The organism is Dickeya chrysanthemi NCPPB 402 (assembly GCF_000406105.1).
GTDB classification, from domain to species: Bacteria; Pseudomonadota; Gammaproteobacteria; order Enterobacterales; family Enterobacteriaceae; genus Dickeya; species Dickeya chrysanthemi.
This window is the reverse complement of record NZ_CM001974.1, coordinates 2837321-2862308: the sequence shown is the minus strand read 5'-3', so window position 1 is coordinate 2862308 and position 24988 is coordinate 2837321. Positions and strand designations below refer to the sequence as shown.

The window sequence follows — 24988 nt, the reverse complement described above, 5'->3', positions numbered from 1 at the left end:
TGGAAGAAAAAGCACCTGAAAACGCCAGGTGCTTTTTTCATGTCATTCTACAGGGCGGGTTGCGGGTGCGCTGGCTTGATTAACGGCTGCATGACCACCTGCGGAACCTTTGCCTGTAAACTCAAACGCCGGGCGTTGCCAGTCACTCACGCGCGGAGCATCCGGAATGTATGCCGGAGCCGGTGCACGCGTCATTGGTGCAGTGGCGCGATGTTGGCGAGGCGCTACCACAACAGGGGCACTCTCGACAAGCGCCGGTGCAACGGCAGGCTCTTCGGCAACGGGCGAGACCTCAGTCTGTGCCGGTGCCTCAGTCACCTGGGGTTGTTCAGCTACCTGATCCGCCATGGATTCATCGCCGTCGGCTACGGTCTCATTATCCGGAACAGCATCAGCAGACGTTTCTTCAGCATCGGCAATCTTATCCACGACCTGAGGCGCTGGCACCTGGGGTTCCGTCGACGTCGATATGTCTTCCTGAATCTGTTCCTGTGCCGGCACATTGATTTCGGCAGGCTGAGTATCGTTGCTGGATACGGTTGTCTCCTGCTGTGTCGGAGACGATGCCGGTATTTCTACGACTGGAGTGCTTGCAGGCGTTGCATCCGCAACCTCAGTCAATACCGCTGCCGCAGTGAGTTCCGGAGCGGCAGAATGCTGCACATCGTCGGCAGGCGTAGCGGTACGTTCTTCAACCCATTCCGCCTGCTGCGGCTGTGCGATTGGGTAATGAACCCAGACTTTACCTGAAGCCATTTCCGGTGAGGCGGAAGCTTGCGCCAGTGGCATCGGTGATTGCGTCGGGTAGCGCTCATCACGGTAGCGACGACGGCGTTGACCGCTAACACGCAGATGACGAGGTGAACGGCGGGAACGACGAGGCAAGCCATTTTCACGGCTGTTTTCCGTTGCGGCAACGTCATTATCCGTATCCGCGACATCCGTGACCGGAGCAACGGACTCCTGCGTTTCTTCTGCCTGAGAGGACGGCGCGTACGTAACGGCAAGAGGTGCTGCGCCGGCGTCTTCTCCTATGGCGTTACTCTCTTCAATCCTTACTTTTTGGGTCAACTGACGGCGTTGACGACGCGGCATTACCTGTGCTGGTTTTTCCTGCTCGGTAACGGCATCTTCTGTCTCGGCGGCGGCATTGTTCAGCTCTTTGACTTCACCCTGCACCTGACGTTTTTCTTCCTGGCGGCGACGTTGACGCTCAGCGCGTTGTTCGCGGCGTTGCTCATCACGTACGGCTTTATCCTGAACCGACGTATCTGCTACAGGGGCGTTTTCAACGTCTGCATTCTGCTGCTGTACGCGTTTGTTACGACGCTGCTCATCACGTTCACGCGGTTCGCGATTGTCGCGAGGACGATCCCGACGGCCGGACTGGCGACGATTGTTCCGACGTTCCTGCCTTTGTTCCTGCTCGTCGGATTCCGCTTTAGCGGTATCGGCAGGCTGCTGGTCTTTGCCGTCGTCAGATGATGCGAAAATCCCCTTCAGGGCGCCGATAAAACGTCCGAATAAACCACGTTCAGGAACAGCGGGTTTGGCTGTGACAGGCGGAGTCGCCGTGACCACCGTCGTCGACTTGGCTTCATCGGCCGGAATATCCGGCATAGTGAACGAAGCCAGCGCCGGTTGTTCTGGTGCACGACGTTCAGCGACTTGTTCTTCCGTTGCCTGCTGAGATTCAGCATCCAGTAACTGAGGCAACATGTAGCTCAGGGTCTGTTTTTCTTCACCTTTGCGGATGCGCAGTACAGAGTAGTGCGGTGTTTCCATACCATCATGCGGCACGATAATAGCGCGAACGCCGCCCTGACGTTTTTCGATTGCATTGACGGCGTCACGTTTTTCGTTAAGTAGATAAGACGCGATAGGCACCGGTACAATCGCATGGACTTCTTGGGTGTTTTCCTTCAGCGCTTCTTCTTCAATCAGGCGCAGGATAGACAGCGACAGCGATTCATTGTCACGAATAGTGCCGGTGCCGCTACAGCGCGGACAGACGTGGTGACTGGATTCGCCCAGTGACGGGCTCAGGCGCTGACGGGACATTTCCAGCAGGCCAAAGCGGGAAATTCGGCCAATCTGAATACGAGCACGATCCTGGCGTACCGCGTCACGCAGGCGGTTTTCCACCTCACGTTGATGGCGAACCGGAGTCATGTCAATGAAGTCAATGACAATCAAACCACCCAGATCGCGCAGGCGCAACTGACGAGCGATTTCATCGGCAGCTTCCAGGTTGGTGTTGAATGCAGTTTCTTCAATGTCGCCGCCGCGGGTTGCCCGGGCGGAGTTGATATCAATAGCGGTCAGCGCTTCGGTGGTATCGATGACGATGGAGCCGCCGGAAGGCAGACGCACTTCACGCTGGAAGGCGGACTCGATCTGCGACTCAATCTGATAATGGCTGAATAACGGGATTTCACCGGTATACAGTTTGATTTTGCTACTGAAATCCGGGCGACCCAGCGCAGCGATATGCTCTTTAGCCAGATCCAGAATTTTGGGATTGTCGATCAGAATTTCACCGATATCCGGGCGCAAATAGTCACGAAACGCGCGGACAATCACGTTGCTTTCCTGATGAATTAGGAATGGCGCCGAGCGGCCTTCCGCTGCTTTTTTGATAGCCTCCCAGTGCTTCAGACGAAACGCCAGGTCCCACTGCAACGCATCGGCGGATTTACCCACCCCAGCAGTACGGACGATGAGCCCCATCCCATCCGGCAGTTCCAATGAGCCAAGCGCTTCTTTCAATTCGGTACGGTCATCGCCCTCAATACGGCGGGAAATGCCGCCAGCGCGGGGGTTATTTGGCATCAGCACCAGATAGCTGCCAGCCAGACTGATGAACGTCGTTAAAGCAGCCCCTTTGTTGCCGCGTTCCTCTTTATCCACCTGAACGATAACTTCCTGACCTTCACGCAGCACGTCTTTGATGTTCGGGCGACCGTGAGAGTTGTAATTGCTGGGGAAGTATTCGCGGGCGATTTCTTTGAGAGGAAGGAAGCCATGTCGCTCTGCGCCATAATCAACAAAAGCGGCTTCAAGGCTGGGTTCAATGCGGGTGATTTTGCCTTTGTAAATGTTTGCCTTTTTCTGTTCGTGCCCAGGGCTTTCAATATCCAGATCGTAGAGCCGCTGACCATCAACCAAGGCAACACGCAACTCTTCCTGCTGAGTTGCGTTAATCAACATTCTTTTCATCGTACTTAACTCGTTATTTTTACTTACATTATTGATAGAGCTGCGGATGAACGCGGTGCATGACCGGAAGGGACCGATGGCCTCGTGTCTTATCGCAGGGGCGTCAACCTCACGGTTGTCGCCTGCATAGAGGCGCATGTTTCGGTAGCCTGTATTTTCTGATGAAATACAGCACGTTTACTGCGGGAACAGCTTCTGAAAGTAGGTTGCCAGATCTGATTCCATATGCCGGCCAAGCTGTAAACCACAGCTCGCTAACTGCCTGATTATTCAATACGTCTTACGCCATTGCTGCGTTTATGAGTAATCAGGCAAATATAATAATTCCGCAATTTCCCTTGTTTTACCGGAAATCAGCACGGAAAGCCAAAGCATTATTCCATTGCTGACACGTCGATAGCAAGGTGACTTTGCCTGTCAATATAAAGTTTATTGTGCTGTTTTTAATCAAACTGATGCCGATTGATGCTGAAACCAGTCTGGTCATGGACAGTAACAATATCTTCATAAGCCAGACTGACAGTTAACCATAGAAAAAGATGTGGCGCTATCGATGTGTGCTCTTTAGAATCCGCCTCCATGAAAACAGAGAATCCAACCGTACAATTTCTGTCGATTTCCGCCGAAGAAGCGGGCCAGCGGATCGACAATTTTTTGCGTACGCAACTTAAAGGCGTACCGAAAAGCATGATTTATCGCATTTTGCGTAAAGGCGAAGTGCGGGTAAATAAAAAGCGCGTCAAACCGGAATACAAATTACTGGATGGCGATGAAGTGCGTATTCCGCCGGTGCGCCAGTCGGAGCGTGAAGAGGCAGCGGTTTCCGCCAGCCTGGATAAAGTCTCGGCGTTGGCAAATTGCATCCTTTATGAGGACGATTACCTGTTGCTGCTGAATAAGCCGTCAGGTACAGCCGTGCATGGTGGTAGCGGACTCAGTTTTGGGGTGATCGAAGGGCTGAGAGCATTGCGTCCTGAAGCACGCTTTCTGGAACTGGTACATCGTCTGGATCGCGATACGTCCGGGGTGTTGCTGGTGGCCAAGAAGCGTTCGGCGCTGCGTGCGTTGCATGAGCAACTGCGCGCTAAAGGCATGCAGAAGGACTATCTGGCGTTAGTTCGTGGGCAGTGGCAGTCACATTGTAAGTCCGTGCAGGCACCGTTGCTGAAGAATGTGTTGCAAAGCGGTGAGCGTATCGTGCGGGTTAACAGTGAAGGTAAACCGTCGGAAACCTTGTTTAAGGTGGAGGAACGATTCGATTGCTCCACACTGGTACGCGCCAGCCCGATAACCGGCCGAACCCACCAGATTCGCGTACATACCCAGTATGCCGGTCACCCGATTGCGTTTGACGATCGGTATGGTGATCGCGATTTTGACGCGCAACTGACGCGGACTGGGCTCAAACGCCTGTTTCTCCATGCGCAGGCATTACGTTTCGAACACCCTCATACCGGAGAGATACTGCGTATTGAAGCGCCGCTTGATGAGGCTTTGCGCCATTGTCTGCAGGTTTTGCGGCAGCGACAGAACCCGAAATAACCTTGTACGCACGCCGGCCTGACAACGGTGAGGCGTGCGCAACGGTTTTCAAGGCAACACGGTTTCAAGGCAATAAAGGATTCACACCTTCCTCGCGCAATAACTCCAGCAGTGTAATCAACGGCAGTCCTATCAGGGTATTGGGATCGCGGCCGGATAATCGGTCGAACAAGCTGATGCCAAGGCCTTCGCTTTTAAAGCTGCCGGCGCAGTCAATCGGATGTTCAATCGCCACATAACGCTCGATTTCCTGAATGCTGAGTGGGCGGAAATGCACATCGAATGGTTCTGCGACACAGTGCACGCGGCCTGTTGCGCTGTTGAGCAACGCCAGGCCGGTATAAAAGGTAATGCATCGCCCGCTGGCTTGTTGCAACTGACGTATGGCATTCTCCAGCGTGTGAGGTTTTCCGGTAATCGTTCCTTCCAGTACACAGACCTGATCGCTACCGATAATAAGGTGGTTCGGATAGCGGCTGGCCAGTGCTCGCGCCTTGCTGATAGCCAGTCGGCGAACCAGCGAGACGGCATTTTCACCATTATGAGGCGTTTCATCAATATCAGGTGCGGCACATACAAACGGCAATCCTAATTTTTCCAGTAGAGCTTTGCGATAAATAGACGTGGAAGCGAGCACAATCCGGGACATAAATTTAAACCAGGCCATAGCGTAATCAGGGAATGCATTTTAAACTGCTTGTCGCTCAGGAAGCGAATTGGGGTGTGCGAAAGCAAATTTGGGTGAAAGTACTGACCTCGCCACCTTTTTCTTTGACTCTCCGTCGTTACGACGTTAATATGCGCGCCCTATGCAAAAGGTAAAATTACCCTTAACCCTTGATGCGGTTCGCACTGCTCAAAAGCGTTTAGATTATGTTGGTGTCTATACGGCTGAACAGGCGATGCGTGTTGCCGACTCAGTGGTTAGTGTGGACAGCGATGTGAATGCGACGCTGTCGTTCAGCATTGACAGCCAGCGGCTGGCGGTGATTGATGGACAGGCTGATGTAACGGTGACGTTGCTGTGTCAGCGCTGCGGCAAGCCTTTCGAACATCAGGTCCACACCACGTTCTGTTTTAGCCCGGTCATCAGTGATGAGCAGGCCGAAGCCTTGCCGGAAGCTTATGAGCCTATCGAAGTCAATGAGTTCGGTGAGGTTGATTTGCTGGCGATGGTTGAAGATGAGCTTATCCTCTCTTTGCCCATTGCGCCGGTGCATGATTCTGAACACTGTGAAGTGTCCGAAGCGGATATGGTGTTTGGTCAGTTGCCCGCTGAGGCGGAAAAACCGAATCCATTTGCCGTATTAGCCAGTTTAAAGCGTAAGTAATTAAGGAGTAAGGTCCATGGCCGTACAACAGAATAAACCTAGCCGTTCCAAACGTGGTATGCGTCGTGCTCACGATGCGCTGACCACTTCCGCTGTATCCGTAGATAAAGTTTCCGGCGAAACACATCTGCGTCATCACGTCACTGCGGATGGTTACTACCGCGGTCGCAAGGTTGTTGCCAAGTAATTCTTGCGATTTAGCAAGGAAACACTTTGACGCGCCTAACCTTGGCGTTAGATGCAATGGGCGGGGACTTTGGTCCCCGCATTACAGTGCCTGCAGCGTTGCAGGCACTGGCTTCTAATCCAGACCTCCATTTGCTGTTGGTTGGCGATCCTTCCGCGCTTACTCCATTACTTGCCAAAGTCGATTCTTCTTTATCTTCCCGTTTGGAAATTGTGCCAGCTGAATCGGTCATTGCTGGCGATGCGCGCCCGTCTCAGGCTATTCGTTCGAGCCGGGGGACATCTATGCGCATTGCTCTGGAGCTGATCCGGGAAGGACGGGCGCAAGCCTGTGTCAGTGCAGGTAATACCGGCGCGTTGATGGGATTGGCGACACTGTTGATTAAACCCATTGAGGGGATTGATCGCCCGGCGCTGGTGACCATGCTGCCTCATCAGCAACATGGCAAAAGCGTCGTATTGGATTTAGGGGCGAATGTTGACTGCGACAGTTCGATGTTGGTCCAGTTTGCCGTGATGGGGTCCGTCATGGCGGAAGAAGTGCTCGGATTATCGAACCCGCGCGTGGCGTTGCTGAATATCGGTGAAGAAGAAAGCAAAGGGCTTGCCAGTATTCGGGATGCAGCAGCGCAATTAAAAATGATGCCTTCGATTAACTATATCGGTTATCTGGAAGGTAACGAATTACTGACCGGCAAAACGGATGTGATGGTCTGTGACGGCTTTGTAGGTAACGTCACATTAAAAACTATGGAAGGTGTAGTGCGAATGTTTCTGTCTCTCCTGAAGGGGACGTCCGTTAGGGGCGAAAGTAGGCAAGCACAGCCATGGTGGTTGAAATTTTTAGGGCGTTGGCTGCAAAGACGTCTGGCCAGGCGTTTCGGACACCTGAACCCTGACCACTATAACGGTGCATGTCTGTTAGGATTACGTGGAACTGTCATAAAAAGCCACGGTGCTGCGAACCAAAATGCGTTTGCTGTAGCGATTGAACAGGCGATGCAGACGGTGCAGCGGCAACTCCCGGAACGGATTGCGTCGCGACTAAAGGCTGTATTACCCAAGAGTGACTAAGCGTACATGTATACAAAGATTCTCGGAACGGGAAGTTATTTGCCCGAACAAATCAGAACGAACTCTGATTTAGAAAAAATGGTGGATACGTCGGATGAATGGATCGTCACACGTACCGGTATTCGTGAACGTCGCATTGCTGCGCCGGATGAAAGCGTTGCTTCAATGGGGTATCGCGCTGCGCAGAACGCCCTTGAAATGGCAGACGTCGATAAGAGCTGGGTGGGATTGCTGATCGTAGCGACGACATCTTCCAGCCATGCGTTCCCCAGTTCGGCTTGCCAAATCCAGCAGATGCTGGGTATCAAAGATACGATCGCCTTTGATCTTGCAGCCGCCTGCGCCGGATTTGCCTACGCGTTGAGCGTGGCTGACCAGTATGTGAAAAGCGGTGCGGTGGAATATGCGCTGGTCATCGGGTCAGATGCTTTATCAAGAACACTGGATCCGGCTGATCGCGGCACGTTGATCCTGTTCGGCGACGCTGCCGGCGCCGTGCTGTTAGGCCGCTCGGACGAGCCGGGTATTCTTTCTACACATCTGCACGCCGATGGCAGCTATGGCAATCTTCTGACGCTGCCTCATGCGGATCGTCATGAACCGCAGCCTGCTTATTTAACGATGGCGGGTAATGAAGTATTTAAAGTTGCGGTAACAGAACTGGCCCACATTGTAGAAGAAACGCTGGATGCGTCCGGCCTGGATAAAAGTGAGCTCGACTGGCTGGTTCCCCATCAGGCGAATTTGCGCATTATCAGCGCTACCGCTAAAAAATTAGGTATGGGGATGGATAAAGTGGTCGTCACGCTCGATCGCCATGGCAATACCTCTGCCGCGTCCGTCCCTTCGGCGCTGGATGAGGCCGTTCGTGATGGGCGGATTCAACGTGGACAGTTGATTCTGTTGGAAGCATTTGGCGGCGGCTTTACCTGGGGCTCCGCTCTGATTCGTTTTTGATTAATCTGGACGTATTACTATGACGAAATTTGCAATGGTATTTCCCGGTCAGGGATCTCAGTCTGTCGGTATGTTGGCTGAACTGGCCGAACAGTTTCCGTTGATCAAAGAAACGTTTGATGAAGCGTCCTCGGTGTTGGGATATGACGTGTGGCAGCTTTCCCAACAGGGGCCGGCGGAAGAACTGAATAAAACCTGGCAGACCCAGCCGGCTTTATTAACCGCCTCAGTCGCGCTTTGGCGTGTCTGGCAGCAACAGGGCGGCCCGTTGCCGGCGTTAATGGCGGGCCACAGTCTGGGAGAGTACTCCGCACTGGTCTGTGCCGGGGTTATGGATTTCAGACAGGCGGTTAGTCTGGTTGAGCTGCGCGGTAAGCTGATGCAGGAAGCCGTGCCGGAAGGGACTGGTGCGATGTATGCTATCATCGGTCTTGATAATGACGCGATTGCTGCTGCCTGTGCCGAGGCTGCGCAAGGCCAGGTGGTTTCACCGGTCAATTTCAACTCGCCGGGTCAGGTAGTGATTGCCGGTAATAAAGAAGCCGTTGAACGTGCCGGTGCCGTGTGTAAAGCCGCGGGTGCGAAACGTGCTTTACCGTTGCCGGTCAGTGTGCCGTCTCACTGTGCGTTGATGGAACCGGCAGCACGTAAGCTGGCGGAGGCGCTGGAGGCTATCACGTTCAACACACCGAACGTGCCGGTAGTGAATAATGTGGATGTGCGCGCTGAATCTGCGCCGGAAGCCATCCGCAGCGCGCTGGTGCGCCAACTGCATAATCCGGTTCGCTGGACGGAATGCGTCGAATACATGTCTGCGCAGGGAGTCTCTTCCCTGCTAGAGGTTGGCCCAGGCAAGGTACTGACCGGGTTGACCAAACGAATCGTCGACAACCTCACGGCGACGGCGATTAATGATCCTGCTTCCTTATCAGCAGCGCTTGAACAGTAAAACGGTGAAGATAATGAATTTTGAAGGAAAAATTGCCCTGGTGACGGGCGCTAGTCGTGGTATTGGCCGGGCTATCGCCGAGACGTTGGCTGCCCGCGGCGCCACCGTAATCGGTACCGCCACCAGTGAGAAAGGGGCGGCGGATATCAGCGCATGGCTGGGGCCGAAAGGTAAAGGTTATGCGTTGAACGTTACGGACAGTGCCTCAATAGAAAGCGTTTTGGCCAGCATCAAAGAAGCATTCGGCGATATTGATATTCTGGTGAACAATGCCGGGATTACGCGCGATGATCTGATGTTGCGTATGAAAGATGAGGCCTGGCAGGAAGTACTGGATACCAACCTGAGTTCCGTTTTCCGGCTGTCCAAAGCAGTGTTGCGCGCCATGATGAAAAAACGTTTTGGTCGCATCATTACCGTAGGGTCCGTGATCGGTTCCCGCGGCAATTCTGGTCAGGCCAACTATGCCGCTGCCAAAGCGGGGTTGGTTGGTTTCAGTAAATCACTGGCTCAGGAAGTGGCGTCTCGCGGTATCACCGTTAACGTGGTGGCGCCTGGCTTCATCGAAACCGATATGACTCGGGCATTGACAGAGGAACAACGTGCGGGCATTTTGGCGAATGTTCCGGCCAATCGTCTGGGCGATGCTAAAGAAATCGCCAGTGCTGTAGCGTTTTTAGCCTCTGATGAGGCAGGTTACATTACTGGCGAAACATTGCATGTCAATGGTGGCATGTATATGATCTGATAAGTAACACCGTAATTTGCGTTAATTTGCAGCGAAAACTGCAAAAAGCACAAAATCTTGGTTCGACCAGTATTGATTTTGTTGCATCTTTTTCAACATTTTATACACTACGAAAACCATCGCGAAAGCGAGTTTTGATAGGAAATTTAAGAGTATGAGCACTATCGAAGAACGCGTTAAGAAAATCATCGTTGAACAGCTGGGTGTTAAGCCGGAAGAAGTCGTGAACAATGCCTCTTTCGTTGATGACCTGGGCGCTGATTCTCTTGACACTGTTGAACTGGTAATGGCATTGGAAGAAGAATTCGATACCGAAATTCCAGACGAAGAAGCTGAAAAAATCACGACTGTTCAGGCAGCTATTGATTTCATTCAGGCTAACCAGCAGTAATCGAACATATCTAGGCGGTCGCTCGACCGCCTAAGTTTTCTTCTACCTCAGTATCATTTTTTTCCCTCCCTGGAGGATAAGCGTGTCTAAGCGTCGAGTAGTTGTGACTGGTCTGGGCATGTTATCTCCTGTCGGCAATACAGTAGCGTCAACCTGGAATGCTCTTCTTGCCGGTCAGAGTGGTATCAGCCTGATTGATCATTTCGATACTAGTGCCTATGCAACGCGTTTTGCTGGCTTAGTAAAGGACTTTAACAGTGAAGATTTCATTTCGCGCAAAGAAGCGCGCAAGATGGACGCCTTCATTCAATACGGAATTGCAGCAGGCATTCAGGCCATGCAGGACTCAGGCCTTGAGGTAACAGAAGCTAATGCGGGTCGTATCGGGGCTGCTATCGGGTCGGGTATTGGTGGTCTGGGGCTGATCGAGGAAAACCATGGCGCGCTGATGCATGGTGGTCCGCGTAAAATCAGTCCGTTTTTCGTACCGTCAACCATTGTGAATATGGTCGCCGGGCACCTGAGCATCATGTTCGGTCTGCGTGGACCTACCATTTCGATTGCCACCGCTTGTACTTCCGGTGTGCATAACATCGGCCACGCTGCGCGCATTATCGCGTATAACGATGCCGATGTTATGCTGGCCGGCGGGGCTGAAAAAGCCAGTACGCCGCTGGGCGTCGGTGGATTCGGCGCGGCGCGTGCTTTGTCGACCCGTAATGACAATCCACAGGCGGCAAGCCGTCCGTGGGATAAAGATCGCGATGGTTTTGTATTAGGCGACGGCGCCGGCATTCTGGTACTGGAAGAGTATGAGCATGCTAAAAAGCGCGGAGCGAAAATCTATGCCGAAATCGTCGGTTTCGGCATGAGCAGCGATGCCTACCACATGACGTCGCCGCCGGAAAACGGTGCCGGAGCGGCCCTGGCGATGGAAAATGCCTTGCGTGATGCCGGTATCACGACAGAAAAAATCGGATATATCAACGCGCACGGCACTTCAACGCCGGCAGGCGATAAGGCTGAAGCTCACGCGGTGAAATCGGTTTTCGGTGCGGATACCCGGGTGTTGGTCAGCTCAACCAAATCCATGATCGGTCACTTGCTGGGTGCTGCGGGTGCGGTAGAGTCAATCTTCTGTATTCTGGCGCTGCGTGATAATGCCGTTCCGCCAACCATCAACCTGGATAATCCGGATGAGGGTTGTGATCTGGATTTTGTGGCACACGAAGCGCGTCAGGTTGCCGACATGGAATACACGCTGTGTAACTCCTTTGGCTTCGGCGGAACCAACGGTTCTGTGGTGTTCCGTAAAGTTTGATGTGATGCTTTAATTTTGATGTGATGTTTTAATAATGAGCCCGGTTCTGCCGGGCTTTTTTTTGTCTGTCAAATAGGATATTGCTGCTTGCCGGACGCACCAATGATTGACAGGCTTGCACTCTGACTGGGGAGACGAATATGTGGTGGATTGACGGAAAAGCGGAGCAGCAACTGCCGGTATCGGATCGCAGTGTGCAGTTTGGTGATGGCTGTTTTACCACGGCAAGAGTGGTGGAAGGCCAAATCGTCTGGCTCGAACGTCATATTCAACGCTTGCAGCAAGGCGCGGAAAAGTTGCTGCTGCCTGATGTCGACTGGTCACTGTTGCGTGAAGAGATGCAACAGGCCGCTGCGGGTTGTGTCGAGGGTGTGGTAAAAGTCATCATCAGCCGGGGTAACGGTGGCCGCGGCTACAGCCCGGCAGGGTGTCAACAACCGGTGCGTATCGTCATGCAGGCGCCTTATCCGTCGCAGTATGCCAGGTGGCGTCAGGATGGTATCCAATTAGCGCTCAGCCCGGTACCGCTGGCGCAGAATGCCTGGCTGGCGGGAATCAAACATCTCAATCGGCTGGAACAAGTGCTGATTCGTATGCATCTTGAACGCTCCGGTGCGGATGAAGCGCTGGTGCTTGACACTTCCGGGGCGCTGGTGGAATGCTGTGCGGCTAATTTATTCTGGCGCAAGGGAAAGCGAGTATTTACGCCGGATATCGCGCTTTCCGGCGTTGACGGTGTGGCGCGCCGACATATTATGGCGTTGTTGCAGGCCTCCGTGTTTGAGCTCCATGTGGTGTCCGCATCACTGGACGTACTGGCGGATGCTGATGAAGTGCTGGTATGTAACGCGCTGATGCCGGTGATACCCGTGAATCAGGCGCATACCTGGTGTTATCGCTCACGAGAGTTATATGACTTTCTGAGCCCTAACTGTGAGTCATGATGTGTTATGAAGAGAACAAAGTGGGTTCTTGGGGTTATTGTTCTGCTGGTCATCGTAGTCTGGGGCGGGTGGAAGCAAGTACAGCACTTTGCTGCTTCGCCGCTGGCTATCAAACAGGAAACCATTTTTACTCTCCCTGCCGGCACGAGTCGTGAAGGTTTGCAAGCGCTGCTGGTAGAACAGCAGGTGATAAGCGAGAGTCGGTGGTTTTCGGGGCTGCTGTATCTGGAGCCTGAACTGGCGACGTTCAAAGCGGGAACTTATCGGTTGATGCCTACCATGACGGTGCGCGACATGCTGGCGTTGTTGGCCAGCGGTAAGGAAGCGCAGTTCGCGGTGCGATTTGTGGAAGGCACGCGTTTGAAGGACTGGCAGGAAACGTTGAAGTCGGCACCTTATCTCAGGCATACGCTGGAGGATAAAACCTCCCAGGAGATCGCCGATGCCGTAGGGTTGAAAGACAAGCCCAATCCTGAAGGCTGGTTTTACCCGGACACTTATCTTCACACGGCCGGGATGAGTGATAAGTCTATCTTGCAGCGAGCACATCAGCGGATGGCAAAAGTGCTTAACGGTGTCTGGAGTGCCCGTGATGAGGGATTGCCTTATAAAACCCCGGAAGAGCTGTTGGTTATGGCATCATTGATTGAAAAAGAAACCGCAGTGAATGATGAGCGGCCATTGGTTGCATCGGTATTTATCAACCGACTGCGAACCGGGATGCGGTTGCAGACCGATCCGACGGTGATCTATGGCATGGGTGATAGCTATAACGGCGTCATTACCCGCAGTGCGTTGGATGCCCCTACGCCGTACAATACTTATGTGATTAGCGGGCTGCCGCCCACACCGATCGCCATGCCGGGAAAGGCGTCTCTTGAGGCGGCGGCGCATCCGGCGAAAACCCACTATCTCTATTTTGTGGCCGATGGTAAAGGTGGGCACACATTTACGTCTAATTTGAACGATCATAATCGCGCCGTGCAGGCATATCGTTCCGCGCAGGCTGCCGCCGCCGGAAAGGAAAAGAATGAATAACAGTAAATTTATCGTGATTGAAGGCCTGGAAGGTGCGGGCAAAACCAGCGCTCATGCCGTCGTCGTCGAAACACTGCGGTCGTTTGGTATTCATGATGTCGTTTTTACCCGCGAACCCGGTGGTACGCCGTTGGCGGAGAAATTACGTACGCTTATCAAACAAGGTGTGGCAGGGGAAACGTTAACAGATAAAGCGGAGTTGCTGATGTTGTACGCCGCGCGCGTGCAACTGGTGGAGAACGTGATTCGTCCGGCACTGGCGCGCGGCGCCTGGGTAGTGGGTGATCGGCATGATCTCTCTTCTCAGGCTTATCAGGGCGGTGGACGCGGGATCGACCCACATCTGATGACCTCGTTGCGGGATACCGTGCTGGGCGACTTTCGTCCTGACCTGACCCTGTATCTGGATATCCCGCCTGATCTGGGGCTTAAGCGCGCGCGCCAGCGCGGCGAGCTGGATCGCATCGAACAAGAGTCGCTGGCGTTTTTTGAACGTACCCGTGCTCGTTACCAGCAGTTGGCGGCGGCCGATGCCGCTATCGTGACGATTGATGCCTCCCGCGAATTGGCTCAGGTTAACGCCGATATTCGTCAGGTTCTGTCTGATTGGCTGCAGCGGCAGCACGGGCGAGGGGAGTGAGTCGTTAATGGAGTGGTACTCCTGGCTGAACGCGCCTTACCGGCAGTTGCTGGCGTCGCATCAGGCGAAACGCGGTCATCATGCGTTGCTGCTGCATGCGATCGATGGCATGGGCGATGCTTCGCTGGCGTATGCATTCAGCCGTTGGTTATTGTGCCGGCAGCCGGAAGGCGCCAAAAGTTGCGGACATTGCCACGCCTGTGAATTGATGAACGCCGGCACGCATCCGGATTGGCATACTCTCATCCCCGAAAAAGGCAAACAGAGTCTGGGCGTTGATGCGGTGCGTGAGGTGCTGGAACGGGTGTACCAGCGTTCACGTCAGGGCGGCGCCAAGGTTATCTGGTTGCCGCGGGCAGAAAGCCTGACGGAGGCGGCGGCCAATGCGCTGTTGAAAACGCTGGAGGAGCCACCGGCGCAAACCTATTTCCTGTTGGGCTGCCGCGAACCGGGTCAGTTGCTGGCGACGCTGCGCAGCCGTTGCCTGCATCTGTACCTGGATGTGCCGACTGAGCCGCAAGGGATGCAGTGGCTGCGTACACGCGGGCATGATGATGACCTTGCGCTACAGACGGCGTTGCGGCTGTCGGCGGGAGCGCCGCTGGCGGCTGACGCCTTGCTGCAACCAGAGTGCTGGGCGGCACGGCAAATGGTCTGCCGGCAGTTAAGTCAAAGCCTGCAATCTGGCGATGCGCTGGCATTGCTATCCGTGCTAAATCATGATGATGCCGATCGTCGGATCCACTGGATCAGTACACTGTTTATGGATGCGCTGAAATGGCGTTATCAGGCTGCTGAGCAACGAACCAACCAGGATCAGGCGCTGCTGATAGCACAATTGGCATCCCAGCTTGGAGATACTCGCCTGCACCATAGCCTGCGGCGTTGGTTGCACTGCAGACACCAATTGTTAGCGGTGACGGGTGTAAACCGTGAGTTATTATTAACGGAGCTGTTGCTGGCGTGGGAGACGCTGTTGTCGTCTCCCACGCTGCCGGTGCCGTCATCTTTTTCCTGAATACCGGAATTCCTGATTATGTTGTTAGTTGATTCCCACTGCCATCTTGATGGTCTGGATTATCAGTCGTTGCACAAAGATGTCTCTGACGTGCTAAACAAAGCCCTTGAGCGCGATGTGGGCTTTTTTCTGGCGGTCGCTACCACGTTGCCGGGATTTCGCGCCATGACCGAACTGATTGGCGAGCGTGATAATGTGGCCTTTTCCTGCGGCGTGCACCCGCTCAGCCAGGAAACACCGTACGATGTTGACGAGTTGCGTGCGCTGGCTGCATTGCCGTCCGTCGTCGCATTGGGGGAAACCGGGTTGGATTATTATTATCAGCAGGAGACCATCCCTCAGCAGCAGGCGTCGTTTCGTGAGCACATCCGCGTCGGTCGTGCGTTGAACAAGCCGGTGATTGTGCATACGCGTTCCGCCCGTGAAGATACGTTGGCTATTCTGCGGGAAGAAAAAGCGGATGAATGCGGCGGTGTGCTGCACTGTTTTACCGAAGATCGGGAAACAGCGGAGAAACTGCTGGATCTGGGGTTCTATATTTCTTTTTCCGGGATTGTGACCTTCCGTAATGCGGATGCATTGCGCGATGTTGCGCGTTACGTACCGTTAGATCGGTTGCTGATCGAAACGGATTCTCCATGGCTGGCGCCGGTTCCCTACCGCGGCAAGGAAAACCAGCCTGCTTATGTGCGTGATGTGGCTGAATATCTGGCTATCCTCAAAAATGTCAGTCTCGAACAGCTGGCATCCACCACCACCGAAAATTTTGCTCGGTTATTCCATATTGATGCAGCACGGTTGACCGTGGCCTGATCCTGGTTGAGAATACGCGAGTTTTTTTTGGCTTCGTAATTAATCGCTAATAACCCCTGCTATTTTCTGTTTCATCGGCACTGTGGCTGGGGTTGTTTTTAGCGTTAGATCACAAACCATAAGACTTCTGATAGTAACGTGGGTTTCCCATGAGTTGAAACGTGACTGCTATCAAACATTTGGTGCAACATTTATTTTACTCTGCGTAAAAATTAATGAGGATGCATATCACATCCCGACCGCGTGAAGGATGACCTCCCCACCTTCATGCGAACTATCAGAAGTAGAAGCACTATTACTCAGGAGCACTCTCTATTATGTTTAAGAATGCATTTGCAAACCTGCAAAAAGTAGGTAAATCGCTGATGCTGCCAGTGTCCGTGCTGCCTATCGCCGGTATTCTGCTGGGCGTCGGGTCGGCCAACTTCAGCTGGCTGCCGGCAGTGGTTTCCAGCGTGATGGCGCAGGCGGGCGATTCGGTTTTTGCCAATATGCCGCTGATTTTCGCCATTGGCGTGGCGCTTGGCTTTACCAATAATGACGGCGTATCTGCGCTGGCTGCGGTGGTGGCTTACGGCATCATGGTGAAAACCATGGCTGTGGTCGCGCCGCTGGTGCTGCATATGTCGCCGGCAGATATCGCCGCTAACCACATGGCCGATACCGGCGTGTTGGGGGGGATTATCGCCGGTGCGATTGCCGCTTACATGTTCAACCGTTTTTACCGCATTCGGCTGCCGGAATACCTGGGCTTCTTTGCCGGTAAACGTTTCGTACCGATTATTTCCGGTTTGACCGCCATCATCACCGGTGTTGTGCTGTCGTTCATTTGGCCGCCGGTAGGGAGCGCGATTCAGGCTTTCTCACACTGGGCTGCTTACCAGAACCCGGTGCTGGCGTTCGGTATCTACGGTATTGTTGAACGTAGCCTGGTGCCGTTCGGTCTGCACCATATCTGGAACGTACCTTTCCAGATGCAGGTAGGGGAATTCACCAACGCCGCTGGTCAGGTGTTCCACGGCGACATTCCGCGCTATATGGCGGGCGACCCGACGGCGGGCAAACTGTCCGGCGGTTTCCTGTTCAAGATGTATGGCTTGCCGGCTGCCGCATTGGCTATCTGGCATTCGGCTAAACCGGAGAACCGTGCCAAAGTGGGCGGTATCATGATCTCCGCTGCGCTGACCGCATTCCTGACCGGTATTACCGAACCTATCGAGTTCTCCTTCATCTTCGTGGCGCCGATTCTGTATGTCATCCACGCCGTGCTGGCCGGTCTGGCGTTTCCGATCTGTATCCTGCTCGGCATGCGCGACGGCACCAGCTTCTCTCACGGCCTGATCGACTTCATCGTGCTGAGCGGCAACGGCAGCAAACTGTGGCTGTTCCCGATTGTTGGTCTGTGCTACGCCGCGGTGTACTACACGATATTCCGCGTGCTGATCGCCAAACTGGATCTGAAAACGCCGGGTCGTGAAGAGTCTGCGGCTGAACAGACTACCCAGGAGAGTTCTGAAATGGCGGCGTCTCTGGTGTCTGCGTTCGGTGGTAAAGACAACATCACCAATCTGGATGCCTGCATCACTCGTCTGCGTGTTAGCGTGAGCGATGTAGCCAAGGTTGACCAGGCCGAGCTGAAGAAGCTGGGTGCGGCGGGCGTGGTCGTTGCGGGTTCTGGTGTTCAGGCCATCTTCGGTACCCGGTCCGACAACCTGAAAACCGATATGGATGATTACATCCGTAACCACTGATATCTCCGTCACTCGTGACGGATGACCGGGAGTTGACGAAAAGGGGCTACGGCCCCTTTTTTACATCCTGAATTCCGCCGGCCAAGGCAGAATCGTTTCCCTTCGCAGGAAGTTCGGCAGTAGGATGATTGACGCTGTCGTGCGCGATACCTCCGTTGTCATGGCGACGGCGCGATAATCACCGCCGCACTGAATAACAATATCGTTGGAACAACAATATCGTTGGAATAACAACATTCGTTGGAATAACAACATCGTCCATCAGCGGCGTATCACAACATCACTTTTTTCGAGGGAACAGGATGCAGATTTCAGCTGAGCGTTTAACGCAGATAGCCTATGAGCTGTTACGCCATACGGGATGTGATCACGATGAAGCCGAGTGCGTGGCGCACCATCTTGTCGGTGCGAACCTCAAAGGGCATGACAGTCATGGCGTCGGCATGTTGCCGGAATACGTTAACTTTATCGCCGCAGGCACCATGCATCCCAACACGCCGGCCCGGTTGGTGCAGGATGGCGGTGCGATACTGCAATTCGCCGGCGATCGCGGATTTGGGCAGCGCACCGGCCGTGAAGCGATGCAGGCGGCGATCGCTCGCGTGAAAACCACCGGCGTTTGCCTGATGACGCTGTCGTCAACCTGTCATTTGGGGCGGATCGGGACGTATGGTGAAATGGCGGCGCAGGCTGGCCTGATTTCTGTCCATTTCGTTAATGTCAGTGATATCGCGCCGTTAGTGGCGCCGTTTTCCGGCAGCGATGCCCGTTTTGGCACCAATCCGATTTGTATTGCGTTTCCGGGCAGTGATAACAACCCTGATTTTATTCTGGATTTCGCCACCAGCATGGTGGCGCTGGGTAAAACGCGCGTCGCCTGGCTGGCAGGGAAAACCTTTGATGAACCGGTGATGCTGGATCGTGACGGTCGCCCGAGCGCCGATCCTCGGGTGATGTGGGAAGGTGAGCAAACCGGCGCATTGTTGCCGATTGCGCGTCACAAGGGCGGTGGTCTGATTCTGGCCGCCGAGTTACTGGCGGGCATTCTTTCCGGCGGCGGCACTATTCATCCGGGTAATCCGCGTGAAGGCGCCATCGTGAACAATATGACTACAATCCTGATTGACCCGACGAAACTGGTGGGGATGGCGTGGCTGCAACAGGAGTATGATGCCATGTTGGCGTACGTTCGTGCGTCGCGGGTGTCGGACCCGGCCGTACCGATTCTGGTCGCCGGGGAACCGGAGCGACAGGTCAGCCGGCAACGACTGGCTGACGGCATCGCCATTTCCGAGGGGGAGTGGCGGAAAATTACCGATGCCGGATGTTCGCTGGGAATGTCGGCGTCGTTTTTCGCGGTGTAACGCCGGTGACAAAGCACGGCAAGCGCCGACAATAGGGAGTTGAAAAGTATTGGATTTATCACTCATACTGCAAGCCGCATCGCGCAAGAGCGCTCATTTTTGAAGGAACAGTGTTATGGCTGAAGAAACCATTTTCAGTAAAATCATTCGTCGGGAAATCCCCGCCGATATCATCTATCAGGACGAACTGGTGACGGCCTTTCGCGACATTGCGCCACGAACTCCCACCCACATTCTGATTGTGCCGAATGTGCTGATTCCCACCGTGAATGACACCGCGCCAGAGCACGAAGCCGCGCTGGGCCGCATGATCACCGTTGCGGGCAGCCTTGCCCGTCAGGAAGGTATTGCGGATGACGGTTACCGTCTGATCATTAACTGCAATCGCCACGGCGGGCAGGAGGTGTATCACATCCATATGCATCTGCTGGGCGGTCGCCCGCTGGGGCCGTTGCTGGCCGGTTGATGCGGTTATGCGCGTATTTTTATCGGGCGTAATGGTCGCTTTGCTGCTGGGGATGTCGCTTACCGGATGCAGCAGGACGGCCGGCCTGAACATTAATGCCAAACAGACGCTGGTGCTGGACGCTTCGATAGTGGCGGCCGGCATTAGCGCTTCTCGTCCGTCGCTGTCGCGTGGCAGTGCAGGTCAGCAGGCATCGGCTCGTGTCGGCAATACATCGGGAAAGCCGGTGACGCTGCACTATCGCTTTTACTGGTATGATCAGCAAGGGTTGGATGTGTCGCCGCTGGATGTTAGCCAGACGGTAGTGATCCCTGCCCATACGGATATCTCCCTTGTGTCCACGCATGCCAATCCGGCGGCCAGCCAGGTGCGGCTTTATCTTTTTCTCTGATGCGTGATTGAGAGGACAGACATGAAAAAATATCTTGGCGTCGTGCTGATGGCGCTGGTGATGGCAGGCTGTAGCAGTCAGGTGCAGCAAACGGAACAACCCGCCGCCATCGAGCCGGCCGTGCCTCCTACACCGGTAAAACCGTCGTTGCCGCCGTCGGAAAGTCAACCGTTGCCGACGCCACCGAAAATTCAGGTGCCGGTATTGAACTGGTCTGCTGCGGTGACGCCGCTGGTAGGGCAGATGGTGAAAACCGACGGCATCGCCAAAGGCAGCATTCTGCTGTTGAACAAGCTTAAAAATAACACCAACGGTTCGCTGCAGACCTCGCAGGCGACGACGGCGCTGTACAACGCGCTGACGGCAGCCGGGCAGTTTACTATGGTCTCGCGTGAGCAGTTGGGGGTGGCCCGGCAGTCGTTGGGGTTATCGGAAGAGGATAGCCTGGAATCGCGTAGCAAAGCGGTGGGGCTGGCCCGGTATGTCGGTGCGCAGTATGTGCTGTATGCCGATGCCAGCGGAGACGTGAAATCACCGGATTTGTCGATGCAACTGATGCTGGTGCAGACCGGCGAGATTGTCTGGTCCGGCAATGGTACGGTTCGCCAGCAGTGATGCGCTAAGCGCGCTGCTACAGCAGGTTCTGCCGGCGGTAGCAACCGCCGGTTTTCATTTACAGCCGGTTTCCGGGCTGAGCCAGCAGAGCTGGCGCGTACATTCTCCGGCCGGGCTGTGGCTGGCGCGTGGAGAAACGCCGCAGGGACGACAGTTGGGGACGTCCCGGCAGCGTGAGTTTCATGTGCTGCGTAAATTGCGCGGGCAGTCGTTGGCGCCTCATCCGGTGTGCTGGCGTAATGGCTGGTTATTGGTGCCATGGCTGGCGGGCGAACCCGCCGATGGCGCGCAATTTTCGGCGGCGCTGGCGCAAGGGCAGTTAGCGGCGTTAATGGCGCGCCTGCACCATCTGCCGCGTTATGGCTATCCGCTACCATTGAAACGCCTGATAGCGCACCACTGGCAGAATATGGACCCGACCCGACGTGCGCCGCGGCTGCAGCGCGCCTGCCGGCGACTTATCGATAAACCGTTGCCGCCGCCGCTATTGATTGCGCCGCTGCATCTGGATGTCCATCCCGGCAATCTGCTGCGTACCGATAACGGCTGGCGGCTGATTGACTGGGAATATGCGGCGGATGGCGATATCGGACTAGAGCTGGCGTTGCTGTTCCGGAGTGGTGAACTCAATGACGCACAGCAACAGGATTTTTTACACGCCTACTGCCGCCACTGGCGCGGCATGCGCCCGACATCATTGCGGCGACAGGTGGCGCGCTGGCAATATTGGGCGGATTATCTGGTGTTGATGTGGTTCGAAGTCCGTTGGCGACAGACCGGCGAGGCGTATTACCGGCAGACGGCCGATGCGCTGCGTGGTGCGACAGTGCGTGATGCGACGGAATAGTGTGTGATACGACGGAATAGTGCCGCCGGGACGGCCGTGTAAGCGGTTTGACAACCAGAGCGATGTGCAATTAACAAAAGAGGTTTTTGTGGGTCCGTTAATGTTAGATGTGGCTGGCTATGAGCTGGACGCGGAAGATCGCGAGGTGCTGGCGCACCCGCTGGTCGGCGGCGTGATCCTGTTCAGCCGTAATTTTCACGATGTCGACCAACTGGCGGAATTGGTGCGTCAAATACGTCGTGCCTCGCGTGAACGGCTGGTGGTGGCGGTCGATCAGGAAGGCGGCCGGGTACAGCGGTTCCGTAACGGTTTTACCGCACTGCCGGCTGCGCAGTCGTTTGCTGCGTTGAATTCGCTGGCGCAGGCGCAGCAACTGGCTGAAGACGCCGGCTGGGTGATGGCGGCGGAGATGACTGCCCTGGATATTGATATCAGTTTTGCGCCGGTGCTGGATGTGGGCCACCAGAGCGCCGCAATTGGCGATCGTGCTTTCCACGACGACCCGGATACCTTGCTGGCCGTGGCGGAGCGTTTTATCACCGGTATGCGCACGGCAGGGATGAAGGCGACAGGCAAGCATTTCCCCGGCCACGGTGCGGTAACGGCGGATTCCCATAAGGAAACACCGCGAGACGAGCGCCCGCTGGCGCAGATTCGTGAGCGGGATATGCGGGTCTTCCGGGATTTGATTGCCCGGCAACAGTTAGATGCCGTTATGCCGGCGCATGTGATTTATAGCGATGCCGATCCTCGTCCGGCCAGTGGGTCGCCGTACTGGCTGCGGCAGGTACTGCGTCAGGAACTGGGATTCGGCGGTATCATCTTCTCGGATGACCTGTCGATGAAGGGGGCCGCGGTGATGGGCGGTTATGCCGAGCGCGCCCAGGCGGCGCTGGATGCCGGCTGCGATATGATCCTGGTCTGCAATCAACGGCAGGGGGCAATCAGCGTATTGGATAATCTGTCTCCGGTCAAAGTACCGGGTCTGGAGACGCTTTATCATCGGGGCGTGATCACGCGTCGGGAACTGCTGAATTCATCGCGCTGGAAGCAGGCGACGTCGCAGTTGACGGCACTGAGTGAACGCTGGCAGGCACATAAAGCCGCCGGTTGAGTCACCCGTTAAACAAGGCTGGAAGGAAGGCACAGATGATCATCTATTTGCACGGTTTTGATTCAAGCAGTCCGGGTAATCATGAGAAAGTGCTGCAGTTGCAGTTCATCGACCCGGATGTCCGACTGGTGAGCTACAGCACCCTGCATCCGCGCCATGACATGCAGCATTTGCTTCGGGAAGTCGACAAGATGCTGCAATTGAATACAGATAATCGCCCGCTGATTTGCGGTGTCGGGCTGGGGGGATTCTGGGCTGAACGCATCGGTTTTCTGTGCGATATTCGCCAGGTGATGTTCAACCCCAATCTGTTCCCGCAAGAAAATATGGCCGGTAAAATCGATCGCCCGGAAGAATACGCCGATATCGCCACCAAGTGCGTGGAGAATTTCCGTGAAAAAAACCGCGATCGCTGCATGGTCGTGCTGTCGCGGCATGATGATAGGCTGGACAACCAGCGTAGCGCCCAGTTGCTGGGTGAATATTACGAGGTAATCTGGAACGAGACTGAAGGCCACAAGTTCCGTGATATTTCTTCGCATCTGCAACGCATCAAGGCCTTTAAGTCGCTGGGCTGATCGTTTCCTCCCTGCTTTTCATGGCTGTCCGGCCCGTACCTTGGGGCCGGCGGCTTATTTCCCCTCCGCCGCACTTTTATGCTAACCCCTTGGTTATCAAAGTCTAATTTTTCAGGTCGACAATCTGTAATTAAAGTAAATTGATATAAATCAATTTTGGTATGACCAAATGACCTTACATGTTATCCTCATCACAAATATCCAATTTGTTGTGACATAACCATATGTAATTCAAGGATATTGTTTTTTACCCTTTATTAACTGTTGGTTCACAAATTTTCAGGGGGTCATTTTGACATCATTGCCAATCAAGAAAATCGTGATTGTCGGCGGTGGCGCCGGGGGATTGGAACTGGCCACCAGCCTGGGGCGCAAGCTGGGCCGCAAAAATAAAGCGGAAATCACACTGGTGGATCGTAATCACAGCCATCTGTGGAAACCGCTGTTGCACGAAGTGGCGACCGGCTCGCTGGATGACGATATGGATGCACTGAGCTATCTGGCGCATGCCCGTAACCATCATTTCAACTTCCAACTGGGTTCCCTTATTGACATTGACCGTGAACAGCGCACCATCCAGTTGGCTGAAATCCGCGACGACCAGGGAGAATTGCTGGTGGCGGCCCGCTCGCTGTCGTATGACATTCTGGTGGTGGCGCTGGGCAGTACCTCTAACGACTTCGGCACCGCCGGTGTCAAAGATCACTGTATTTTCCTGGATAACCCGAAACAGGCCCGCCGTTTTCATAACGAAATGCTCAACCTGTTCCTCAAATTCTCCGCTTCTCAGGGCGAACAAGAGAAGGTCAATATTGCGATTGTCGGCGGTGGTGCCACTGGCGTGGAACTGTCCGCCGAGTTGCATAATGCGGTCAAGCAATTGCACAGCTACGGTTTTGACAGCCTCAGTAATCAGGCACTGAACGTGACGTTGGTAGAGGCGGGCGAGCGTATTCTGCCGGCATTGCCGCCGCGTATTTCCGCTGCCGCGCACCATGAGCTGACCCAACTCGGGGTTCGCGTGTTGACCCAAACTATGGTAACCAGCGCCGAGCAGGGCGGCCTGAATACCAAAGACGGTGAATTTATCGACGCCGACCTGATGGTGTGGGCCGCCGGCATTAAAGCTGCTGACGCCATGAAAGACATCGCCGGTTTGGAAACCAACCGTATTAACCAATTGGTGGTGGAACCGACGTTACAGACTACGCGCGACCCGGCGATTTTCGCCATCGGCGATTGCGCTTCCTGCCCTCAGCCGGGTGGCGGCTTTGTACCGCCGCGCGCTCAGGCGGCGCATCAGATGGCGTCACGTTGTTACAGCAACATTCTGGCGTTGCTGAGCGATCAGCCGATGAAACCCTATGTTTACAAAGACCACGGTTCGCTGGTGTCCTTGTCTAAATTCAGCACCGTCGGCAGTCTGATGGGTAACCTGATGCGCGGTTCGGTGATGGTGGAAGGGCGCATTGCGCGTTTCGTTTATATTTCGCTGTACCGCATGCACCAGATTGCTCTGCATGGCTACCTCAAAACGGGCCTGATGATGCTGGTCGGCAGCATTAATCGGGTTATCCGCCCGCGTCTTAAACTGCACTAAGGCGATATTACCCGTCGTTGCCTCCCGATTGTCCGCCGTCTGGCGGGCAATGTTCCATTCTCGCCGCCGTCTGGCGGCTATGATTTTCCGC

General features: G+C 54.7%; 25 protein-coding genes. 23 read left to right on the top strand and 2 right to left on the bottom strand.

From position 1 onward, the window contains the following. Nucleotides 1–42 precede the first annotated feature (42 nt). Nucleotides 43–3219, bottom strand: a complete 3177-nt coding sequence (rne, locus tag DCH402_RS12775; RefSeq protein WP_040003580.1) for a ribonuclease E — start codon at nt 3217–3219, stop codon at nt 43–45. A 579-nt stretch (nt 3220–3798) separates the two neighbouring features. Between rne and rluC the strand changes: the two genes are divergently transcribed. Further along, a complete protein-coding gene (gene rluC / locus DCH402_RS12770) occupies nt 3799–4761 on the top strand; it encodes a 23S rRNA pseudouridine(955/2504/2580) synthase RluC (RefSeq protein ID WP_040001438.1) in 963 nt (320 codons plus the stop codon). Between the two features lie 64 nt (nt 4762–4825). On the opposite strand, the gene DCH402_RS12765 is transcribed toward rluC, so the two are convergent. Beyond that, a complete protein-coding gene (locus DCH402_RS12765) occupies nt 4826–5410 on the bottom strand; it encodes a Maf family protein (RefSeq protein WP_040003578.1) in 585 nt (194 codons plus the stop codon). Between the two features lie 160 nt (nt 5411–5570). On the opposite strand from DCH402_RS12765, the gene yceD reads away from it, so the two are divergent. The 22 genes from yceD to DCH402_RS12655 all read left to right on the top strand — a co-directional run bounded on the left by yceD (nt 5571) and on the right by DCH402_RS12655 (nt 24897). Continuing rightward, the gene (gene yceD, locus DCH402_RS12760) at nt 5571–6092 is read left to right on the top strand and encodes a 23S rRNA accumulation protein YceD (protein WP_012769342.1); all 522 of its coding nucleotides are present in this window, start codon (nt 5571–5573) and stop codon (nt 6090–6092) included. Nucleotides 6093–6108: 16 nt separating this feature from the next. Continuing rightward, entirely contained in the window at nt 6109–6279 is a 171-nt protein-coding gene (gene rpmF, locus DCH402_RS12755; RefSeq protein ID WP_012769343.1) for a 50S ribosomal protein L32, read from the top strand. A gap of 26 nt (nt 6280–6305) precedes the next feature. Beyond that, complete coding sequence (gene plsX / locus DCH402_RS12750; protein ID WP_040001436.1) at nt 6306–7352, top strand: phosphate acyltransferase PlsX; 1047 nt, start codon at nt 6306–6308, stop codon at nt 7350–7352. Nucleotides 7353–7358: 6 nt separating this feature from the next. Then, the gene (locus DCH402_RS12745) at nt 7359–8309 is read left to right on the top strand and encodes a beta-ketoacyl-ACP synthase III (RefSeq protein ID WP_040001435.1); all 951 of its coding nucleotides are present in this window, start codon (nt 7359–7361) and stop codon (nt 8307–8309) included. Between the two features lie 19 nt (nt 8310–8328). Further along, complete coding sequence (gene fabD, locus DCH402_RS12740) at nt 8329–9258, top strand: ACP S-malonyltransferase (RefSeq protein ID WP_040001434.1); 930 nt, start codon at nt 8329–8331, stop codon at nt 9256–9258. A gap of 13 nt (nt 9259–9271) precedes the next feature. After that, nucleotides 9272–10006, top strand: a complete 735-nt coding sequence (gene fabG, locus DCH402_RS12735; RefSeq protein ID WP_040001433.1) for a 3-oxoacyl-ACP reductase FabG — start codon at nt 9272–9274, stop codon at nt 10004–10006. A gap of 154 nt (nt 10007–10160) precedes the next feature. Then, nucleotides 10161–10397, top strand: coding sequence for an acyl carrier protein (acpP, locus tag DCH402_RS12730; protein ID WP_012765204.1), 237 nt, complete (start codon nt 10161–10163; stop codon nt 10395–10397). A gap of 82 nt (nt 10398–10479) precedes the next feature. Then, on the top strand, nt 10480–11718 hold the full coding sequence (gene fabF / locus DCH402_RS12725; protein ID WP_040001431.1) for a beta-ketoacyl-ACP synthase II: 1239 nt from the start codon (nt 10480–10482) through the stop codon (nt 11716–11718). A 140-nt stretch (nt 11719–11858) separates the two neighbouring features. Continuing rightward, nucleotides 11859–12662: an aminodeoxychorismate lyase gene (gene pabC, locus DCH402_RS22380; RefSeq protein ID WP_040001428.1), complete on the top strand. Its 804-nt coding sequence runs from the start codon at nt 11859–11861 to the stop codon at nt 12660–12662. Nucleotides 12663–12668: 6 nt separating this feature from the next. Continuing rightward, on the top strand, nt 12669–13700 hold the full coding sequence (gene mltG, locus DCH402_RS22375; protein WP_040001427.1) for an endolytic transglycosylase MltG: 1032 nt from the start codon (nt 12669–12671) through the stop codon (nt 13698–13700). Next, entirely contained in the window at nt 13693–14340 is a 648-nt protein-coding gene (gene tmk / locus DCH402_RS12710; RefSeq protein ID WP_040001426.1) for a dTMP kinase, read from the top strand. The genes mltG and tmk overlap by 8 nt, the downstream gene beginning before the upstream one ends. Nucleotides 14341–14347: 7 nt before the next feature. Continuing rightward, nucleotides 14348–15358 carry a DNA polymerase III subunit delta' gene (holB, locus tag DCH402_RS12705; RefSeq protein ID WP_040001425.1) on the top strand — a complete coding sequence of 337 codons (1011 nt, stop codon included), beginning with the start codon at nt 14348–14350 and terminating at the stop codon, nt 15356–15358. A gap of 18 nt (nt 15359–15376) precedes the next feature. Then, the gene (locus DCH402_RS12700; RefSeq protein WP_040001424.1) at nt 15377–16171 is read left to right on the top strand and encodes a metal-dependent hydrolase; all 795 of its coding nucleotides are present in this window, start codon (nt 15377–15379) and stop codon (nt 16169–16171) included. 317 nt (nt 16172–16488) lie between these two features. Continuing rightward, nucleotides 16489–17922, top strand: coding sequence for a PTS glucose transporter subunit IIBC (gene ptsG / locus DCH402_RS12695; RefSeq protein WP_040001422.1), 1434 nt, complete (start codon nt 16489–16491; stop codon nt 17920–17922). Between the two features lie 302 nt (nt 17923–18224). Continuing rightward, nucleotides 18225–19286 (top strand): malate/lactate/ureidoglycolate dehydrogenase, encoded by a 1062-nt coding sequence (locus DCH402_RS12690; RefSeq protein WP_040001420.1) that lies wholly within the window; start codon nt 18225–18227, stop codon nt 19284–19286. Nucleotides 19287–19401: 115 nt separating this feature from the next. Continuing rightward, nucleotides 19402–19752, top strand: coding sequence for a purine nucleoside phosphoramidase (gene hinT / locus DCH402_RS12685; RefSeq protein ID WP_033576257.1), 351 nt, complete (start codon nt 19402–19404; stop codon nt 19750–19752). Between the two features lie 7 nt (nt 19753–19759). Then, a complete protein-coding gene (locus DCH402_RS12680; protein ID WP_040001419.1) occupies nt 19760–20143 on the top strand; it encodes a YcfL family protein in 384 nt (127 codons plus the stop codon). Nucleotides 20144–20164: 21 nt separating this feature from the next. Beyond that, nucleotides 20165–20758, top strand: coding sequence for a penicillin-binding protein activator LpoB (gene lpoB, locus DCH402_RS12675; protein WP_040001417.1), 594 nt, complete (start codon nt 20165–20167; stop codon nt 20756–20758). Beyond that, nucleotides 20736–21605, top strand: coding sequence for a phosphotransferase (locus DCH402_RS12670; protein ID WP_040001416.1), 870 nt, complete (start codon nt 20736–20738; stop codon nt 21603–21605). The genes lpoB and DCH402_RS12670 overlap by 23 nt, the downstream gene beginning before the upstream one ends. 88 nt (nt 21606–21693) lie before the next feature. Beyond that, a complete protein-coding gene (gene nagZ / locus DCH402_RS12665; RefSeq protein WP_040003576.1) occupies nt 21694–22719 on the top strand; it encodes a beta-N-acetylhexosaminidase in 1026 nt (341 codons plus the stop codon). Between the two features lie 35 nt (nt 22720–22754). After that, nucleotides 22755–23297: an alpha/beta hydrolase YcfP gene (gene ycfP / locus DCH402_RS12660; RefSeq protein WP_040001414.1), complete on the top strand. Its 543-nt coding sequence runs from the start codon at nt 22755–22757 to the stop codon at nt 23295–23297. Nucleotides 23298–23589: 292 nt separating this feature from the next. Beyond that, entirely contained in the window at nt 23590–24897 is a 1308-nt protein-coding gene (locus tag DCH402_RS12655; protein WP_040001412.1) for an NAD(P)/FAD-dependent oxidoreductase, read from the top strand. Nucleotides 24898–24988: the final 91 nt, after the last annotated feature.

Bases quoted from the DNA above. Each gene is read 5' to 3' on its own strand.
- tmk (WP_040001426.1), top strand. From the start codon at position 13,693: ATGAATAACAGTAAATTTATCGTGATTGAAGGCCTGGAAGGTGCGGGC.
- rne (WP_040003580.1), bottom strand. From the start codon at position 3,219: ATGAAAAGAATGTTGATTAACGCAACTCAGCAGGAAGAGTTGCGTGTT.
- fabG (WP_040001433.1), top strand. From the start codon at position 9,272: ATGAATTTTGAAGGAAAAATTGCCCTGGTGACGGGCGCTAGTCGTGGT.
- lpoB (WP_040001417.1), top strand. From the start codon at position 20,165: ATGAAAAAATATCTTGGCGTCGTGCTGATGGCGCTGGTGATGGCAGGC.
- DCH402_RS12765 (WP_040003578.1), bottom strand. From the start codon at position 5,410: ATGTCCCGGATTGTGCTCGCTTCCACGTCTATTTATCGCAAAGCTCTA.
- ycfP (WP_040001414.1), top strand. From the start codon at position 22,755: ATGATCATCTATTTGCACGGTTTTGATTCAAGCAGTCCGGGTAATCAT.
- DCH402_RS12700 (WP_040001424.1), top strand. From the start codon at position 15,377: ATGTTGTTAGTTGATTCCCACTGCCATCTTGATGGTCTGGATTATCAG.
- acpP (WP_012765204.1), top strand. From the start codon at position 10,161: ATGAGCACTATCGAAGAACGCGTTAAGAAAATCATCGTTGAACAGCTG.
- DCH402_RS12745 (WP_040001435.1), top strand. From the start codon at position 7,359: ATGTATACAAAGATTCTCGGAACGGGAAGTTATTTGCCCGAACAAATC.
- pabC (WP_040001428.1), top strand. From the start codon at position 11,859: ATGTGGTGGATTGACGGAAAAGCGGAGCAGCAACTGCCGGTATCGGAT.
- rpmF (WP_012769343.1), top strand. From the start codon at position 6,109: ATGGCCGTACAACAGAATAAACCTAGCCGTTCCAAACGTGGTATGCGT.
- rluC (WP_040001438.1), top strand. From the start codon at position 3,799: ATGAAAACAGAGAATCCAACCGTACAATTTCTGTCGATTTCCGCCGAA.
- DCH402_RS12670 (WP_040001416.1), top strand. From the start codon at position 20,736: ATGGTACGGTTCGCCAGCAGTGATGCGCTAAGCGCGCTGCTACAGCAG.
- mltG (WP_040001427.1), top strand. From the start codon at position 12,669: ATGAAGAGAACAAAGTGGGTTCTTGGGGTTATTGTTCTGCTGGTCATC.
- ptsG (WP_040001422.1), top strand. From the start codon at position 16,489: ATGTTTAAGAATGCATTTGCAAACCTGCAAAAAGTAGGTAAATCGCTG.
- DCH402_RS12680 (WP_040001419.1), top strand. From the start codon at position 19,760: ATGCGCGTATTTTTATCGGGCGTAATGGTCGCTTTGCTGCTGGGGATG.
- holB (WP_040001425.1), top strand. From the start codon at position 14,348: ATGGAGTGGTACTCCTGGCTGAACGCGCCTTACCGGCAGTTGCTGGCG.
- hinT (WP_033576257.1), top strand. From the start codon at position 19,402: ATGGCTGAAGAAACCATTTTCAGTAAAATCATTCGTCGGGAAATCCCC.
- fabD (WP_040001434.1), top strand. From the start codon at position 8,329: ATGACGAAATTTGCAATGGTATTTCCCGGTCAGGGATCTCAGTCTGTC.
- yceD (WP_012769342.1), top strand. From the start codon at position 5,571: ATGCAAAAGGTAAAATTACCCTTAACCCTTGATGCGGTTCGCACTGCT.
- DCH402_RS12690 (WP_040001420.1), top strand. From the start codon at position 18,225: ATGCAGATTTCAGCTGAGCGTTTAACGCAGATAGCCTATGAGCTGTTA.